The sequence below is a fragment of the Mesomycoplasma ovipneumoniae SC01 genome, from assembly GCF_000218525.1.
In the GTDB taxonomy this organism is placed as follows: domain Bacteria; phylum Bacillota_I; class Bacilli_A; order Mycoplasmatales; family Metamycoplasmataceae; genus Mesomycoplasma; species Mesomycoplasma ovipneumoniae_A.
The window spans coordinates 1-16,342 of sequence record NZ_AFHO01000029.1; the positions used below are offsets into that span (position 1 = coordinate 1).

General features: G+C 28.7%; 13 protein-coding genes and 1 pseudogene. 9 read left to right on the forward strand and 5 right to left on the reverse strand.

Features of this window, described 5'->3' with window-relative positions; all coding sequences use genetic code 4:
• Positions 1-746 precede the first annotated feature (746 nt).
• A pseudogene (locus MOSC01_RS04935) lies at positions 747-914 on the forward strand (IS3 family transposase); the annotation flags it as partial.
• Positions 915-1,080: 166 nt separating this feature from the next.
• Here the strand turns inward: MOSC01_RS04935 and MOSC01_RS0103825 are convergent.
• Genes MOSC01_RS0103825 through MOSC01_RS0103845 form a run of 5 tightly spaced genes read right to left on the reverse strand, consistent with a single transcriptional unit; the run spans position 1,081 to position 3,921 of the window.
• On the reverse strand, positions 1,081-1,995 hold the full coding sequence (locus MOSC01_RS0103825; protein WP_010321471.1) for an RluA family pseudouridine synthase: 915 nt from the start codon (positions 1,993-1,995) through the stop codon (positions 1,081-1,083).
• Positions 1,973-2,410, reverse strand: a complete 438-nt coding sequence (locus tag MOSC01_RS0103830; protein WP_010321472.1) for a Dps family protein — start codon at positions 2,408-2,410, stop codon at positions 1,973-1,975. Before MOSC01_RS0103830 ends, MOSC01_RS0103825 begins: the two co-directional genes overlap by 23 nt.
• A gap of 15 nt (positions 2,411-2,425) precedes the next feature.
• Entirely contained in the window at positions 2,426-2,650 is a 225-nt protein-coding gene (gene rpmE, locus MOSC01_RS0103835) for a 50S ribosomal protein L31 (RefSeq protein ID WP_010321473.1), read from the reverse strand.
• 58 nt (positions 2,651-2,708) lie between these two features.
• The gene (locus MOSC01_RS0103840; RefSeq protein WP_010321474.1) at positions 2,709-3,314 is read right to left on the reverse strand and encodes an FMN-dependent NADH-azoreductase; all 606 of its coding nucleotides are present in this window, start codon (positions 3,312-3,314) and stop codon (positions 2,709-2,711) included.
• Positions 3,315-3,336: 22 nt separating this feature from the next.
• A complete protein-coding gene (locus tag MOSC01_RS0103845; protein ID WP_029513124.1) occupies positions 3,337-3,921 on the reverse strand; it encodes an FMN-dependent NADH-azoreductase in 585 nt (194 codons plus the stop codon).
• A 375-nt stretch (positions 3,922-4,296) separates the two neighbouring features.
• Here MOSC01_RS0103845 and MOSC01_RS0103850 point away from each other — a divergent pair, with 375 nt between their 5' ends.
• The 8 genes from MOSC01_RS0103850 (at position 4,297) to MOSC01_RS0103885 (ending at position 15,482) form a co-directional block, all read left to right on the forward strand.
• Positions 4,297-5,193, forward strand: coding sequence for an ABC transporter ATP-binding protein (locus tag MOSC01_RS0103850; protein WP_010321476.1), 897 nt, complete (start codon positions 4,297-4,299; stop codon positions 5,191-5,193).
• Positions 5,194-5,228: 35 nt separating this feature from the next.
• Positions 5,229-6,380 carry a methionine adenosyltransferase gene (metK, locus tag MOSC01_RS0103855; RefSeq protein WP_010321477.1) on the forward strand — a complete coding sequence of 384 codons (1,152 nt, stop codon included), beginning with the start codon at positions 5,229-5,231 and terminating at the stop codon, positions 6,378-6,380.
• A 110-nt stretch (positions 6,381-6,490) separates the two neighbouring features.
• On the forward strand, positions 6,491-8,692 hold the full coding sequence (locus MOSC01_RS0103860; RefSeq protein WP_010321478.1) for a putative immunoglobulin-blocking virulence protein: 2,202 nt from the start codon (positions 6,491-6,493) through the stop codon (positions 8,690-8,692).
• A gap of 928 nt (positions 8,693-9,620) precedes the next feature.
• The gene (locus MOSC01_RS0103870; protein WP_010321479.1) at positions 9,621-11,870 is read left to right on the forward strand and encodes a putative immunoglobulin-blocking virulence protein; all 2,250 of its coding nucleotides are present in this window, start codon (positions 9,621-9,623) and stop codon (positions 11,868-11,870) included.
• A 97-nt stretch (positions 11,871-11,967) separates the two neighbouring features.
• Positions 11,968-13,170, forward strand: a complete 1,203-nt coding sequence (locus MOSC01_RS04940; protein ID WP_010321480.1) for a restriction endonuclease subunit S — start codon at positions 11,968-11,970, stop codon at positions 13,168-13,170.
• Positions 13,171-13,761: 591 nt separating this feature from the next.
• A complete protein-coding gene (locus tag MOSC01_RS05020) occupies positions 13,762-13,812 on the forward strand; it encodes a hypothetical protein (RefSeq protein ID WP_415926554.1) in 51 nt (16 codons plus the stop codon).
• A gap of 18 nt (positions 13,813-13,830) precedes the next feature.
• Positions 13,831-14,598, forward strand: coding sequence for a hypothetical protein (locus MOSC01_RS0103880; RefSeq protein ID WP_010321481.1), 768 nt, complete (start codon positions 13,831-13,833; stop codon positions 14,596-14,598).
• Positions 14,583-15,482 carry a DNA-methyltransferase gene (locus MOSC01_RS0103885; RefSeq protein WP_029513126.1) on the forward strand — a complete coding sequence of 300 codons (900 nt, stop codon included), beginning with the start codon at positions 14,583-14,585 and terminating at the stop codon, positions 15,480-15,482. The genes MOSC01_RS0103880 and MOSC01_RS0103885 overlap by 16 nt, the downstream gene beginning before the upstream one ends.
• Positions 15,483-16,342: the final 860 nt, after the last annotated feature.

Sequence of the window (16,342 nt, forward strand, 5' to 3'; positions counted from 1 at the left end):
TTTCTTTTTTCCATGATACTCCAAAAATAAAAAAATGCAACTATAATATTATTATACTATACGTTGCATTTTTATCTTCGATTTAGGAATTTACTATATACTCTTATTATATAGTAAATTTTTGCTATAAATTTTTTTCTTTGTTTCTTTTTTTCTGAGTTTCCCAGTTTGATGGCAAAAATTCACTTTTTAGTGAATATAAATATGAAAAAATACCGGTAAATCCATGTTTTTTGACCGTAAAACCTTAATTTTATTATTTTAAAATTAACCTTTTGTAAAAAAAAAAAAAAAAAAATGCTTGGTCTAAGAAAAAATTATGTTATAATAATCCTCACTAAGAATGAATTAATAAATTTTGATATTGAATTAGGGAGGAATTAGTTATGTTTTTACCATAAAAAAATTAGAAAATGCGAATTTTCCATTATGTTTTTAAATATAATGCAATGCCTTAAATTTGACCGTTTAGAAATCTACAAATTTATGGCTTTTAATTATTGTTCTTTCAAAACTTCATATATTTTTTTTAGGCCCAATGCAAATAAAAACGAGTTTTCTATTTGCATTGAGTTTAAATAGTAGTTGTATTTTTTATGATTTTTGTCAGTGTTTTGAACTAAAAAAGTAGTTTAAAAATTTTATAATTTTGCTTTTTAAGTAAAAAAAGTGCCTAAAAATAAACCAGGACAAAAAAATTAACACTAAGGTGTTGGCTTTTTTTGTCCGAGTTTACTGAATACTAATTTTCAATTATAAAAAGTGAATGCTTAAACGAGTTAGACTACAGTAAAATAACTTTAGAAGATCTGAAAAAAATAATGGCAGATTATATATTTTGATACAACAATTATAGGATTCAATCGATTTTAAATTGAAAAACACCACAGCAATATGCTATGATGTTAAAATAATATTAAATTGTTAACTTTCTTTGTCCTGGTTTACTTTAGTGTTAATTTTTTTTGTCCCGGTTTAAAACCCGACACTTTTTTAAGATTATCTCATCAAACTAGGAAACTCGGGAAAAATTTTTTTCTTTGTTTCTTTTTTAATCAAAAAATCTAAAACAATAAAATTTTAGATTTTTTGATTAAAGGCGATCATAAATTCCTTTGGTAGATCAGTGCTAAATTCAAGTTCTTTTCCGTCAATATGTCTAAAAATTAATTTGTATGCATGTAATCTTTGGCCTAAATTATCAACTTTAGTTCCATAAATTGGATCACCATAAACTGGAAAACCTATATGAGCAAGATGTAAGCGAATTTGGTGAGTTCTACCAGTCTCAAGTTGGCATTTTATTAGGCTAAAATTTTGGTTTTTGTAAACAAAATGCTTAATTAATTCAACATTAGTTATTGCTTGTTTGGAATTAAAATAACTAACTGCCTTTTTTAAGGGATTTTTAGAATCACGAGCAATTGGCAAATTTATTTTAATAAATTTATGAGGTATTTTTCCTACTACTATTGCTTTATAAAATCTTTGAATTTCTCTTTTTGCCAATTGATCGGCAAAATATGAATGTGATTTTGCATTTTTAGCTACTAAAATAAGACCGCTTGTATCTTTATCAAGTCGATGGATAATTCCTGGTCGAACTTTATCAAGATCACTGAGATTATTTTTTAAAAAATTAATAACTCCATTTACAAGTGTTCCGTCTCAATTGCCAACGCCAGGATGAACCACCAAATTTTTTGGTTTATTGATTAAAAGAATATCTTCATCTTCAAAAATAATTTCAAAATCAATTTTAGCAGCTTTTAATGATGGTTGTGGACTTATATAATCATTTATGATCATAATAGATTGTCCTGATTTTACAAGTAAATTTTTTTTAGAAGTTGCAATATTATCAATTAATACTTTTTTATTTAAAATTAAATTTTGAGCAATGGCCCGTGAAGAATTAGTTAATTTAGCAACTAAAACATCAATTCTTATCGGTTCTGAATCATAAATAAGATTAATTATTTGATTTTTGTGCATGAATTATTCAAAGTTCTTTATGATAGTAAAGAACAAGTTCATCAATTAATGGGAAAATTAAATGTTGAATTTCAAAATTTGACTCGTCTTGTTGGATATTTTTGCAAACTTCAAGAATTAGCTTGATTTGTTTGCCAATTTTTTCAAGAACTATATCAGAAGTTCAAATTTTTGAATTAAATATTTCTAAATCTGAATTTTGACTAATTTCATCAAAACTTGAAATTGCAACTTGTCCTAATGAACGGATTTTTTCAGCTACTTGGTCAATAAATTCAATTGTTTTTTGTGCTAATTTGTCTGTATATTTATGAATAACTAAAAAATCTACATCTTGTAGGTTTCAGTGAAAATTTTTCAAATTAGTATACAAAACAGTCAGATTTGCTTGTAATTTATTTAATTTTGTAATCATATTTAAAATTATTAACTATTTTTTTGTAGGATTTTTTTGCGCTTTTGCCGCCATTCGACGAAATCTTTCAATTCTTCCGGTGGTTCGACTAAGTGATCTATCACCAGTAAACTGAGGATGACAACCAGAACAAATATCAATTGTAAATTTATCAACTACTGTTTTGATAGTAAATTCTGAATTACAAGTTGAACAAGTTAGAGCTAAATCGTGTTGAACAGGATGGATATTTTTTTTCATGTTAGTCCTTATAATTTTTTTTAAATCAATTATAAAATTATACTTGTTTTTCTATATTTTAAAAATTTTGCGCTAATTTTTTAATTTCATCGCGATGTTGTTCAACAAAATCGCTAATTGATAGTTGATTTGCCGGCGCTACTTTTGTTCCCGCAAGAACAAAAGGGCTTGAGACAATTTTAGCGCCTAAAAACTCAAAAATTTGTTTAATTAAGGCAGTATGATTTCCAAATGGATATCAACCAATTGGGGCTCCTTGGGCTGTAAGAATTTGTACATTTTTGATATTATCTAATAATCCGTGATATTCGCCAGTTTCTTTGTTAAGACTAAAGGTTTCATTTGGGATTGTAATTGCATCAAAAAAGTTTTTGGTTGTGGCTGAATAGTTAAAATTTGTCATTGAAGTTGAAAAAACAACTTTATCTACTTTTTTTAATTTATCAATTCAAAACTCTGCTTGTGCATTTTGGTAAAAACTACCATCTTCAAAATTTTTTTCTGTTAAATTAATGTTAGCGATATCGAATTTATTTAGATCAAGAACTTCAATTTGATCTTGAGGATTAAATTCACGATAAAAATTAACAAAAAGATCTGAAAGAGTCGAAGAATATGATCCTTTTTTTTCATTAACTGATGACTTTAAAACTAGAATATTCATAATTTTCCTATTTTTATTTTTTTTAAAAACTTTTAGCTGTCTCTTTGATTTGCTTTAGGAGACTCTCATCAAAACCATTTTCCTTATATTTATAAGACTGTTCAATAATAAGCGGATTATTAATTTTTTTAGCACCAAGAAAATTAAAAGTACCAATGATTGTCTCAGCTGGATTTGGACTTGGTAGTTCTTCTTGTTTTGAATGTGAGCTTAATATAATTTGGACATTTTCAATATTATCAAGAAGACCAATTGCTCCACCTTTTTTTGAATATTTATAAGAAAATGTACGATCAGCAAGACAAACTGCATCGAAAAAATTTTTAATTTGGGCTGAATAACCTCAATTTATTATCGGTGATGAAATAATTACTTTTTTGGCTTGTTTTAGTTTTTCAATTCAAAAATCAGCATCAACTTCTTTTCAAAAGCTTGAAAAATTTTCTGAATTTAGGGAAATTTGTCCGACTTTATAATCGTTAAGATCAAATTCACTAATAGTTGCATTAGGATTTTGCTCTTTATAATGTTCAATAAAAAGTTTTGCAACATTGTTAGAAGTTGAATTTTGATTTAAATGTGACTTTATATATAAGACCTCTGCCATTTTTGCCTCCATTTTGTTTTTATTTCCTATTTTAATTAAATAAATTTTACCTTAAAAAACAATTAAAAAAAGAAAAAAAATTATTAGTAAATTTTAAATTTTTCTGGTATTATATAACAACATTTGATTATCTTCCAGATTAAGAATTGAACAGATTAAGAATTGAAATTAGTTTTATTCCTGGCATGCCTTGTTTTTTACTCTTGTAAAATTCTTTTTTTTATTTTAGTTCAATAGTAGTTATTTTTTTGCATTAAATTTTAAAAAATATTTTAAAATTTAACTTTTGTATTATAATTTAGCCTTTAATGTAAAAGTTAAATTACATTAAATTATATTATAAAAACTAGTTGAACTAGCAATACAGGAGTAAATATGTCATTAAGTTTTTTTTCAAAGGCAAAAAAAGTTGAAAGACAAACAAAAGCCTTAAAAATAATTAAAGAAACTGAGTCAGAAAATTTATCAGCAAAGCAATTAAAATTAATTCGCTGAGCAAATGATACTCCACGAGTTAAAGTTGGTAAAATTCAAGATGCTAACTTACCTGGTTCGATAATAGATTTTAAAAACGTATCAAAATATTATCTTTTTGGCTCTGTTGTTACAAAAGTTTTTGCAGATATTAGTTTTAGTATCGCCGAGGGTGATTTTGCTATTTTAAATGGTAAATCCGGATCAGGAAAGTCAACAATATTGAATTTAATGTCAGGTCTTGATAGGGCAACTGAAGGTGATATAATTGTTGACTCGGTTAATTTAGCCTATCTTAAAAATTCAGAGCTTACAAAATTCCGTCGTCAAAAAGTTTCATTTATTTTTCAATCATATAATCTTCTAGGAAATATAAATGGGTATGATAATGTTCAAGTTGGTGCTTATCTTCAAGGTGATAAAACAAAACTTTTAGACATCCAGGATTTATTTTCTGAATTTGAACTAGATGATATAAAATTTAAATTTCCATCACAAATGTCCGGTGGTCAACAACAGCGAATTTCAATATTAAGAGCGCTTGTTAAAAATGCAAAAATAATTTTTGCCGATGAGCCAACCGGTGCCCTTGATGAAAATAACACAAATATTGTTTTAAGAATTCTTAAATATATTAATAAAAAATATAAAACAACAATTGTCATGGTTTCTCATGATCCCCAAATGGAACCTTTGGCCGATTTAATTATCAAAATAAATAACGGAAAATTAACAACAAAACGCCAAAAATCGCTCTCTTTTGAAGAATTTCTGCAAGCAAAACAAAAAAGTGCCTAGTTTTTAGCTATTAATTTTAGAACTAAAGGAAAAAAATGAAAATATCAAAAATTTCAGTCGCCGAATCTGTTGGAAAAGGTCATCCTGATAAAATTTGTGACCAAATTGCTGACTCAATTCTTGATAAACTTTTAGAACAAGATGAAAATTCGCGGGTGGCAATTGAAGTGATGGCTTCAAATCGACTTATTATTATCGGTGGTGAAATTTCGACAAAAGGCTATGTTGATTTTATCAAAACTGCTTGGGAAATTTTGTTTGAAATTGGCTATACCGAAAATGATTTTACAATAATTTCTAATGTAAATAACCAGTCAAAGGAAATTTCTAGTCTTGTAAACCGTTCTCAAAATAGTCTTGGCGCTGGCGATCAGTCGATTGTTTATGGTTTTGCCACTAATGAAACTAAAAATTTTATGCCTCTTGCCCAAAGTCTTGCGCACTCTTTAGTTCAAAAAGCTGAATTTTACCGTAAAAATGGTCAGTTTTTAGAAGCTCTTGCTGACATGAAATCTCAAGTTGAAGTTATTTATGATCAAAACAACCAACCAAAAATAACTAAAATGTTAATGTCAATTCAGCATTTAAAAAATTATGACCAAAACCGCTTTCGTGATTTTGTATTAAATAAAATTATGATACCAACTGCCAAAGACTATGATCTAAACTCTGATTTTAAAACTTTCATTAATCAAGCTGGTGAATTTACAATCGGAGGTCCAATTGGTGATAGTGGTCTTACTGGTCGAAAAATAATTATGGATTCCTACGGAGATGCAGCTCACCATGGTGGTGGAGCCTTTAGTGGAAAAGACTATACAAAAGTTGATCGAAGTGGAGCCTATATTGCCCGTTATATTGCAAAAAATCTAGTTGCCGCTAATTTAGCAGATGAAATTGAAATTCAACTCTCATACCAAATTGGCTCTGAATTTCCTGATTTAGTTAATATTACTTATGTTAAAAATCCTAAATTTAGCATAGATCAAATTAGTCAAATTATTAGAGATGTTTTTGATCTTCGGCTTGCTAATTTAGTTAGTCAACTTGGATTATCAAAGCCGATTTACCAAAATCTTGCTGTTTATGGACATTTTGGCCGCGATGATCTTAATCTTAGTTTTGAAAAAACTGATTATGTTGAAAAAATTCACCAATATTTATCAAAACAAAACTGAAAAAATTAGGTCTATTTTTTTTTAAGATTTTTTAGTACCTATTTTTATATTTTATATTATAATTTATGCTATAATTTAACTTGAATAAGTAAACAAAGTAATTTGCAAAAGGAGATATCATGGTACTTTATTTATCAAAAAGAAAAAAAATAATTAGCGTTGCATTACTAGGACTTTCGGTTGCCGCTGCAACTTACATTCCGAGTGTTTTTTCGGCTAATATTTTTAGTCCTTTAGAAATTTCTTACTCAACAGCAACTCCTTCAACAGTTTTAAAAAACAAACCAAATGATGATAATTTTTCTCCTGTAGCAAATACTGAATTTATTGATCCGCCTAAAAAGCAAAACTTACCTGAGGCTCCTGTTCCAAGCCCAGGTCCAAAAATAGTTGTTGAAAAACCAATTCAAACTATCCAACCCCCAACTGTTAAAAAAATTGATAATCCAATCCCCCAGACAACACCAAAAGCAAAACCAAAACCAACCTCGCCAATTGTTACCCCAATTCGCACTATCGCCCCTCCAACTCCCAGACCAGTCCAAAGAGTTACAACAATTCGAACAGTAACCACTCCAACAGTTCAAAGCCGGCCTGCAACTCCTACTTTTGCCCCGCCTGCTCCTGCTCCTTCGCCTTCATATCAGCAAGTTGATACAAACGGTAGATGAGGTCAAGCGCTTCGAAACCTTAGTTTTCGTGCTTCAACTAATGTTAATACCGCTAATTCAAATATTGCAAGAATAACTGCTGAAATTAAAGAATTAGAAAGACAAAGAGATCAAGCCGACAAATCTGTTTATTGGCGTAGTGGAGAAGTAACACCGGAAAAATTAAAAACTTGAAACGAAGGTTACAATTACCAAATTAGCAACAAAAAATATGAACTAGAGCGCCAAAAATACGATTTAAAGTACCATTCTGAACGTAAAGCCCGTTTTGACGCTGGTCAGTTAAACCGAGAAGAAATTTCCCTACTTGAAAAGGGTTATACTCCCGATAGAGACACCGATGGATGGGAACCTAGAAATAATATTGTTAAAAAAGCAATTAAAGCTGATAATGCAAAAGGAATTGCACCTTATGATAGTCCATGGCCAAATCAAGATTCAACAGTTTTAAGTAGTTTATCTCGCCCAGGTTGATCTGGTGGACTAAATGTTCCTAGTTCACATGTAAAAGATACAAATTTTACTTCGGCTCTCTCAACCGCCGGAATTCCTGAAGGTTCTAGGTCAATCAGACTTATCCAATATAAAAAAGACGCTGGCAATACCGCAGGAGATAATAGTATAAGACAATTTAAATCGCTTTATTTAGACTCATCTGATCCAACTGCTTTATCAAAATTTGATAGCATTTTACAATCATTGGCAAAATCACATAATGATTTAAAAGAAGTTGTGCTTCAAAATGTTAAAGGTGACTACACCTCAACAATTGAACAAATTATTTCTAAACTTCCTGCCTCAATTACTTCGTTGCGTCTTTTTGTTGAGGACAACAAAGGACTTGAAGCTCTTTCAAAATTGGAAAATCATAAACTTACTGAATTATCACTTTATTCAAATGCTCAAAAAGAAACTGGAACTTGAGCTATTAATCCTAATGGACTTAAAAATGTTGACTTTATTAAATGAGACTTTGTTGATAAGGCAAGTATAAATCTTTATAATCCTGGCGCAAAACTTCCTGGTTCAATTCGTTTTGATACTCTAAGTTGAACAAAAGATGTAGGAAGCGTTGACAAAATTAACGAAGGACTAAAAATTGCTTTTGGTTCCAAAATTAATCAGCGGGTATTCCAAGGAGTTTTTGGTGGCCGTGGGGGCTATCCACCTAACCTTGATTTTTCTAAAACTGACATAAAAACTTTTAGCGGTATTAAATTTGACGAGGCTAACGGTGAATTTAATCGTCAAATTTCAACATGAGAAACTGACACTGGTATTAAAGAAACAGCTAATTTTTTCCTAAAGTTTAGAGACATTTCTTTTGGAATTGATTCTACTAGTGATTCTTCTTCAAAAACTTATACCGTTGATATTTCAAAATTTGATGGTCAATTCCAAAAAAGACTCAATTTTGGACCTGTTGAATTTTCAAATATTTACATTAAAGACAAAGATGGAAAACAAGTCCAAGGGGCAACTTTAGTTCTTAACGGAACTTTTTCTGCAACTGCCAAAACTGATTTAGAATACTTCCTAAAGGCCGCAAAACGAACAAATGCTTTTAGTAAAATTCAAGTTGATTCTTCTTTGGCTTCACAACTTGGTGGCTCAGTTGAAGGATTGCCTGTTGAAACTAAAACATCCTAAAAATTCCTAAAAATTTTTAAATATAAAAAAATCCAGCTTTTACTATTTAAAGGCGGATTTTTTATTATAATTTAGAATATTCCTGAGTTTGACAGTTTGATGGCAAAAATTCACTTTTTAGCGAATATAAATATGAAAAATAGCCGTAAATCCGTGTTTTTTACCTAAAATCTTAATTTTTATCATTTTAAAACCAACCCCTTGAAAAAAAAAAAAAAAAAAAATGTTTGGGCTAAAATAAAATTATGGTATAATAAACATCACAAAGAATAAATTAATAAATTTTAATATTGAATTAAGGGGGAATTAGTTATGTTTTTGCCATAAAAAAATCAGAAAATTCGAATTCTCCGTCATATTTTTAAATATGATGCAATGCCTTAAATTTAACCGTTTAGAAATCTATAAATTTAGGGCTTTTGGTTATTGTTCTTTCAAAACTTCATATATTTTTTAGGCTCGCTGCAAATAAAAACGAGTTTTCTATTTGCATTGAGTTTAAATAGTAGTTGTATTTTTTTATGATTTTTGTTATTTTATCCATAAATTGATTTTGTCATTGTTTTAAACTAAAAAAGTAGTTTAAATATTTCATAATTTTGCTTTTTAAGTTAAAATTCTAGCTTTTTAGTTTGCTTTATTTGATTAATAAGTAGATTTTTCTTTCGTGATGCTTAGATTTAAAATTTAGTGTTTTTGCTTTGATAGTTATTTTTTCCTGGGTTTGCCAACTTAGCGGGTCACTTGAAGGATTACCTGCTGAAACTAAAACATCCTAAAAATCCTTAAAAATTTTTTATTGGAAAAAGTTTGTTTTTTTTAAAAAATCATTTATAATAATTTCTAAAAGTATCTTAAAAACAAAATTAGCTAAAATTTAAATTCAAAAATTTACCTAATTTTGTTTTTTTGTTTTAGGGAGGTTGAAATGCAAGTTTTTTATGTCTCAAAGCGCAAAAAATATTTAATAGGAGCGGCAGCAAGCGCTATTGCTGTTGGTATTTCTTTTGCATTAAATGATGTAATAAATAATTTTAGTTGAGAATCTTCTTTGGTTGCCTATTCACCGCAAGCACCATCAATAATTCTTAAAAATATACCAAATGACACCGCTTTTAATTCACCAGTTACAAATTCTGAATATATACCAGTCAAAAAACCAGAACCTAAAAAAATTGAATCGCCCGCTCCAGAAACCCAACCGCAAAAAGTTGAAAAAATCCCGCCAAAAGTTGAAACTCCAAAACAAGTAAAAAAAATTGCTATTGCCACCCCTAAACCTGAGCCTACTCCAACAATAACACGTAGACCAATTACTCGAATCGAATCAACCATCCCAATTCCAGCTCCAAGTGTTTCAAGAACCGCTAGTTCCCCAGTTCAAAGCACAGCAACTACCACTCAAAGAGTCCAAACTTCGCCAAGACAATCTCAACCAGTTAATGTTCCAGCCGGAGCAATTGAGCAGGCAAAAGCCAACTGGCGTTTAGGTCTTGCTGCTTCAAGAAGAAGAACTGAAGCAAATATTGCTTCACGGCAAGCTGAAATTGCCGAACTAGAGCGCCAGTTAAAACATGAATTTAAGCGTTATTACCCTAATGGTGGAGAACATGAAAGAAAACTATTTGAAGAAAGTCTAAGATACCAAATTTGGGTAGCAAATAATTACAAAACAAGAGAAGATAATTACTTAAAATTTTTAAAACAACAAGAAATAGAAGGTCCGCAATTCTCTGATGTTGAATACACATGAATTGCCCGCGGAATGACTGTTGATGTTAATGATCATCACGGTTGAGTTTTTGTAAATCCTGATGACAATCCAGTTACAGGTAAAAATGGACTTTATCGTCAGCGAAATCAAAGTCGCCTTTTAAGTAATGAAGGTTGAGTTCAACGTAATCCACAGGGAATTGCTAATCAAAACTATGAAGGTTGAGACAAAGCCGATATTTCTTCTAATAGTGAATGAAAAAGCGAAATTGACAAAGTTGCTGGTTCAGGTTCTAGATCAATAAAAGTTTACCAATACACTCAAAATGCTCAAAATAAACATAAAGCTTTCAAGTCCCAAATTATTGCCGTTTCAATTGATGCAAATGATAAAAATGCTTTTGAAAAATTCCAGGAATTTCTAAAATCAAATGTTGGCAATAAAATTGATGCTGTTGTTCTTAAAAATGTTGGAACAAAAAATAAAGACCAAAATATTGATAAAATTTTGCAAGCTTTACCAAATAATGTCCAAAAACTAACTTTATTTTTAGATGAACAAAAAGCAATAAATGGCCTACACGCACTTCGAGGCAAAAAACTTAAAGAATTAGAACTCTATTCTAATCAAAAAGCAATTGATGATAACTGAGCGATTAATCCAAATGCCGTTGCTGATGTTGATTTTATTAGTTTTGATTATAATAATGCCGCTGATTTTCACAAAAACACACCTGATGAGCAAATTCCAGGATCAATTTTATTTGACACACTCCGTTGAGATAAAGGAGATGATGAAGCTAAAATCACTGAAGGTTTAAAATTAGCTTTTGGTTCAAAAATTTACCAACGCCCATTCCAAGGTCGGCACGGTGGTAAAGGCGGCTATCCTCCAAAACTAGATTTTTCTGAAACAAATATTAAAACAATTAAAAACCTTAAATTTGACGAAATTGATCAAATTTTTAATGATAACATTAAAAATTGAAAAGAAGATAAATTTGCATCTCAAGACTATGAAGGCTTTAAAAAGCTAAGATTTACTGACATTTATTTTGCCGCTGATAGTAATTCTGGTTCTGATACTAATTCAAGCCTAAGTTTTTCAGCTAATGTTTCAGATTTTGAAGGCTCCAAATATACCGATAAACTAAGTGGAATTTCTGAGCGTTATGATAATCCTTCTGGGCGAATTTATTTTCGTAATCAAACTGGTCAAAATCAGCAAAACGTTGTATTTAATATAAGCGGATCTCCAAGCGAAGATGCCAAAGAACAACTCAAAGCTTTTGTTGAAGCAGTAAATAACGCCTATCCTTTTAGTAGAATTGTTGTCGATTCAGAACAAATTAAACAAGAGCTAATTAATTTCTATCAAGAAAAAACTAAAGATCCAAAACAAAAAGAAGCATCAAAAGGTAAATTTGCCTTGCGTGAAATAAGTGTTAAATCATCTTCATCATAATTTAAACTAATAAAAATTTTTAAATATAAAAAAACCAACTTTTACTATTTAAAGGTGGATTTTTTATTATAATTTAGAATATTTAAAGGATTAATTAATGTATAAAAAGCCAAATATGCCACTAGTTAAATTCAAAAATTTCAATTCAGTTTGAATTAGTGATCAAGTTAAAAATTTATTCGAGATTTCCCGAGGCCAATCACTAACCAAAAACCAAATAAAATCTAGACCTGTAGAGAGAGAGAGAGAGAGAGAGAGAGAGAGCTACATCTACCCGGTTTATTCATCACAAACAGAAAATCAAGGGATTTTAGGCTATTATAACGAGTTTTTGGCTGAAAATGTAATAACCTGGACTACCGCCGGTGTAAATGCTGGAACTGTTAATTTCCGAAAAGGAAAATTTTTTGCAACAGGTTCTTGTGGAATATTAACTTCAAAAAAATATCCTGAAAACGAATTTTTTGCCATTGCAATTGGACTTAAAACCAAAAAAAATGTCACAAATGGCATTATTCCTTCTCTAAAAATTATTGATATGGCTCAAATTGAGCTAAAATTCACCCTTGATGTTAGCGAGCAGCTAAAAATTTCCCAACTTTTTGAGACTTTTGAAAACCTAGTAAACAAACTTGAAGAAAAAATCCACCTTTTAAAAGATCTTAAAAATAATTTAACTAAAAAAATGTTTACTGATCTAAGTTCAGATTTTCCTTTAATTAGATTTAAAGGCTTTAGTCAACCCTGAAAAACTGAGCAAATTAGCGATCTTTTTCAAACTTATAAAAACAAAAATTCAAATAATTTAAAGCTTATAAGTTATTCAGTTTCAAATAAACTTGGATTTGTAAGTCAAAAACAACTTTTTAAAAAAGGTGGAAAAGCAATTTTTGCAAATAAAGACAACTCACAAATAATAACAAAAAATTCTTTTGCATTTAATCCATCAAGAATTCAAGTTGGCTCTCTTGCTTTATATAAAAATTCTATGCCTGGATTAATTAGTCCGATGTATGAAGTTTTTAGGCTCAAAAAAGACTATAATTCTGATTATTTTTTAATTTGATTTAAGACCGAGATTTTTAAAAAATTGATGCTAAAAAGTACAAATAAATCTGTTAGACATATTTTTCGGCTTAATGAAATTGAAAAATATTTTATAAAAGTTGCTGACACTATTGAACAAGAAAAAATTTGGCAACTTTTTGAAACTTTTGACTCACTAATTGTTGCTTATGAACAAAAAGCTGAATATTTTAAAAATTTAAAAACAAGTCTTATTACAAAAATGTTTATCTAAAAAAAAAAAAAAAATGTTTGGTCTGAAATAAAATTATGTTATAATAAGTCTCACTAAGAATAAATTAATAAATTTTGATATTGAATTAGGGAGGAATTAGTTATGTTTTTTGTCTAATAAAATTAGATAGTGCGAATTTTCCATTATATTTTTAAATATGATGGTATGCCTTAAATTTAACTGTTTAGAAATCTATAAATTAAGGCTTTTAATTATTGTTCTTTCAAAACTTCATATATTTTTTTAGGCTCAATGTAAGTAAAAACGAGTTTTCTATTTACATTGAGTTTAAATAGTAGTTGTATTTTTTTATGATTTTTGTTAGTGTTTTAACTAAAAAAGGTAGTTTAAATATTTTATAATTTTGGTTTTTAAGTTAAAATTTTAGCTTTTTTAGTTTGCTTTATTTGATTAATAAGTAGATTTTCTTTCGTGGTGTTTAGATTTAAAATTTAGTGTTTTTGCTTTGATAGTTATTTTTCGGAGTTTGCCAAAAAAGCTAAAAAAGTGCCTAAAACCGGATACTTTTTTAAAATTAGCTTATGAAACTAGGAAACTCGGGAATATATATCGCTTAGAAATATTGAAAGGATATGTGAAGAATTAAATTGTAAGATTGAAGATGTTATTAATATTATTTAAAATGGAGGAAAAACAATTATGAGATATGAAGATTTAGAATTTAAAATACCTATAGAGTCTAAGGAATATGAAAAAGATTCAAAATTTGTTATTGAACAAATAATAAATATATTACAAGAACGAAAAAATTCTGGCGATGATAAGATTATAATAAATACAAATTTAAAATTAGGACTACCATTAGAAAATATAAACAAGATTGCAGGTCCTATGATCGAAGCTTGGGCAGTTGAGGTTTTTTCCGGCATTAAAAATGTTCAAAATAATAAATATAATTTAATAAATGTAGAAGCACAAGAAAGATTAGGAATGGCAGATATTATACTTGAGTTTAAAAAAGATAATGTTAAAGTTCTTACAGGAAATATTGATGTAAAGGCCACTGCAAATGATATTGTTGATGGTGGAAAAGGTCCTAATATTACTTCTTTTTCTAGGATTAGGACAGCTTATGTAGTTGACCCTGATTATATGTTTATAGTATTGTCGATTAAGCATAAAGTTTATTCAGAAAGAAATGAACGAACACAATTGATGGATGGCATTATGGAAGTTGTTGACTTTAATGCGTATGACTTAAAATTTATAGGAGATAATGACATTAGCTATAATCCAGCTCTAGGCACCGGTCAAATACAAATAAAAGATATTCATTGTGTTAGTTTTAAAAGAAGAACTACTTGGGAAATGTGTCAATTATTAGATAAAAAATATTTACATAGTAGCAGAAGAACGTTTGAAGATTTCTATAGAGAGGCAATTAAAAATAAATGGATAAAACTTTAAAAATAATTTGTGGAAATGCAATTGAAGAACTTAAAAAAATTGAATCTAAAAGTATTAATTTAATTGTCACAGATCCGCCATACAATTTGAATAAAGATTATGGAAATAATAAAGATAATTTGGAATTTGAAGAGTATTTAGAATTTTCAAGACAGTGGCTTACCGAAGCAAAAAGAGTGCTAAAAGATGATGGAACTATATATATTTTTATGGGTATGAGATATATATCATATATCTATAGCATACTTGAAAAAGAATTGAATATGCATTTTAATTCTTGGATAACTTGGTTTTATACACAAGGAATAGGGAAGACAAAAGGGTTTTCTCCTAGACACGATGATATACTAATGTTTACCAAGCATAAAAGTAAATTTACCTTTAACTTAGATGATATAAGAGTTCCACAAAAATTTTACCGTTCAATAAATAATATGAGGGGTTCAAATCCGGGAAATGTATGGCAATTTTCTCATATGCATTATTGTAATAAGAATAGAAAAAAACATCCCACACAAAAACCAGAAGGCTTATATGAAAGAATGATTTTAGCATCATCGAATGAAAATGATACTGTACTTGACCCATTTGTTGGTAGTGGAACAATGCTTAGAGTTTGCCAGCAAACTAATAGACGAGGTATAGGTATAGAAATTAATGAAGAGTATGTCCAAATGTGCAAGGAAAGATTAGAAGAAGATTTTACAGGTTTTGATAGTGAAGATGAAAGAATTAAAAGAGTGCCTAACGATTTAAATGATTCTAGTATTAGAAAAGAATATATTGAAAATCACAAAAAATGGTTTTTAAAAAACCATCAAAACTTAATAAAGAAATTTGAAGATGAAGTAAATAAAAAATACTTTCATAGAAAAGACAATTAGATAAAAATCTAGTCGTCTTTTCCTGAATTAAAAATATAGATGAACATACAGATATTTTTAAAATCGCCATTTGGCGATTTTTTTAAGTGCTAAATCTAAGTTAATATATTCCTGAGTTTTCCAGTTTGATGACAAAAATTCACTTTTTATTGAATATAAATATGCAAAAATACCCGTAAATCGGTGTTTTTTAGTGCTAAAATCTTAATTTTTATTATTTTGAAATTAACCTTTTGCAAAAAAAAAAAAAAAATGCTTGGTCTAATAAAAAATTATGTTATAATAGTCCTCACTAAGAATGAATTAATAAATTTTGATATTGAATTAGGGAGGAATTATTGATATTATTTGTCTAATGTACTTTGATAGTGCGAATTATCCATTATGTTTTTAAATATGATGGAATGCCTTAAATTTACCCATTTAGAAATCTACAAATTTATGGCTGTTGGTTATTGTTCTTTCAAAACTTCATATATTTTTTTAGGCTCAATGTAAGTAAAAATGAGTTTTCTATTTACATTGAGTTTAAATAGTAGTTGTATTTTTTTATGATTTTTGTCAGTATTTTAAACTAAAAAAGCAGTTTAAAAATTTCATAATTTTGCTTTTTACGCTAAAATTTTAGCTTTTTTAGTTTGATTAATAGGTAGATTTTTATTTCACGAGTGTTAGATTTAAAATTTAGTGTTTTTGCTTTGATAGTTATTTTTCTTGAGTTTGCCAAAAAAGTTAAAAAAGTGTCCAAAATAAACCAGGACAAAAAAAATTAACACTAAAGGTGTTGGCTTTTTTGTCCGAGTTTAGGAGAAAGCTAACACCCAAAGTGTTAGCTTTTTTAAATTTTCAAATGCAACAAA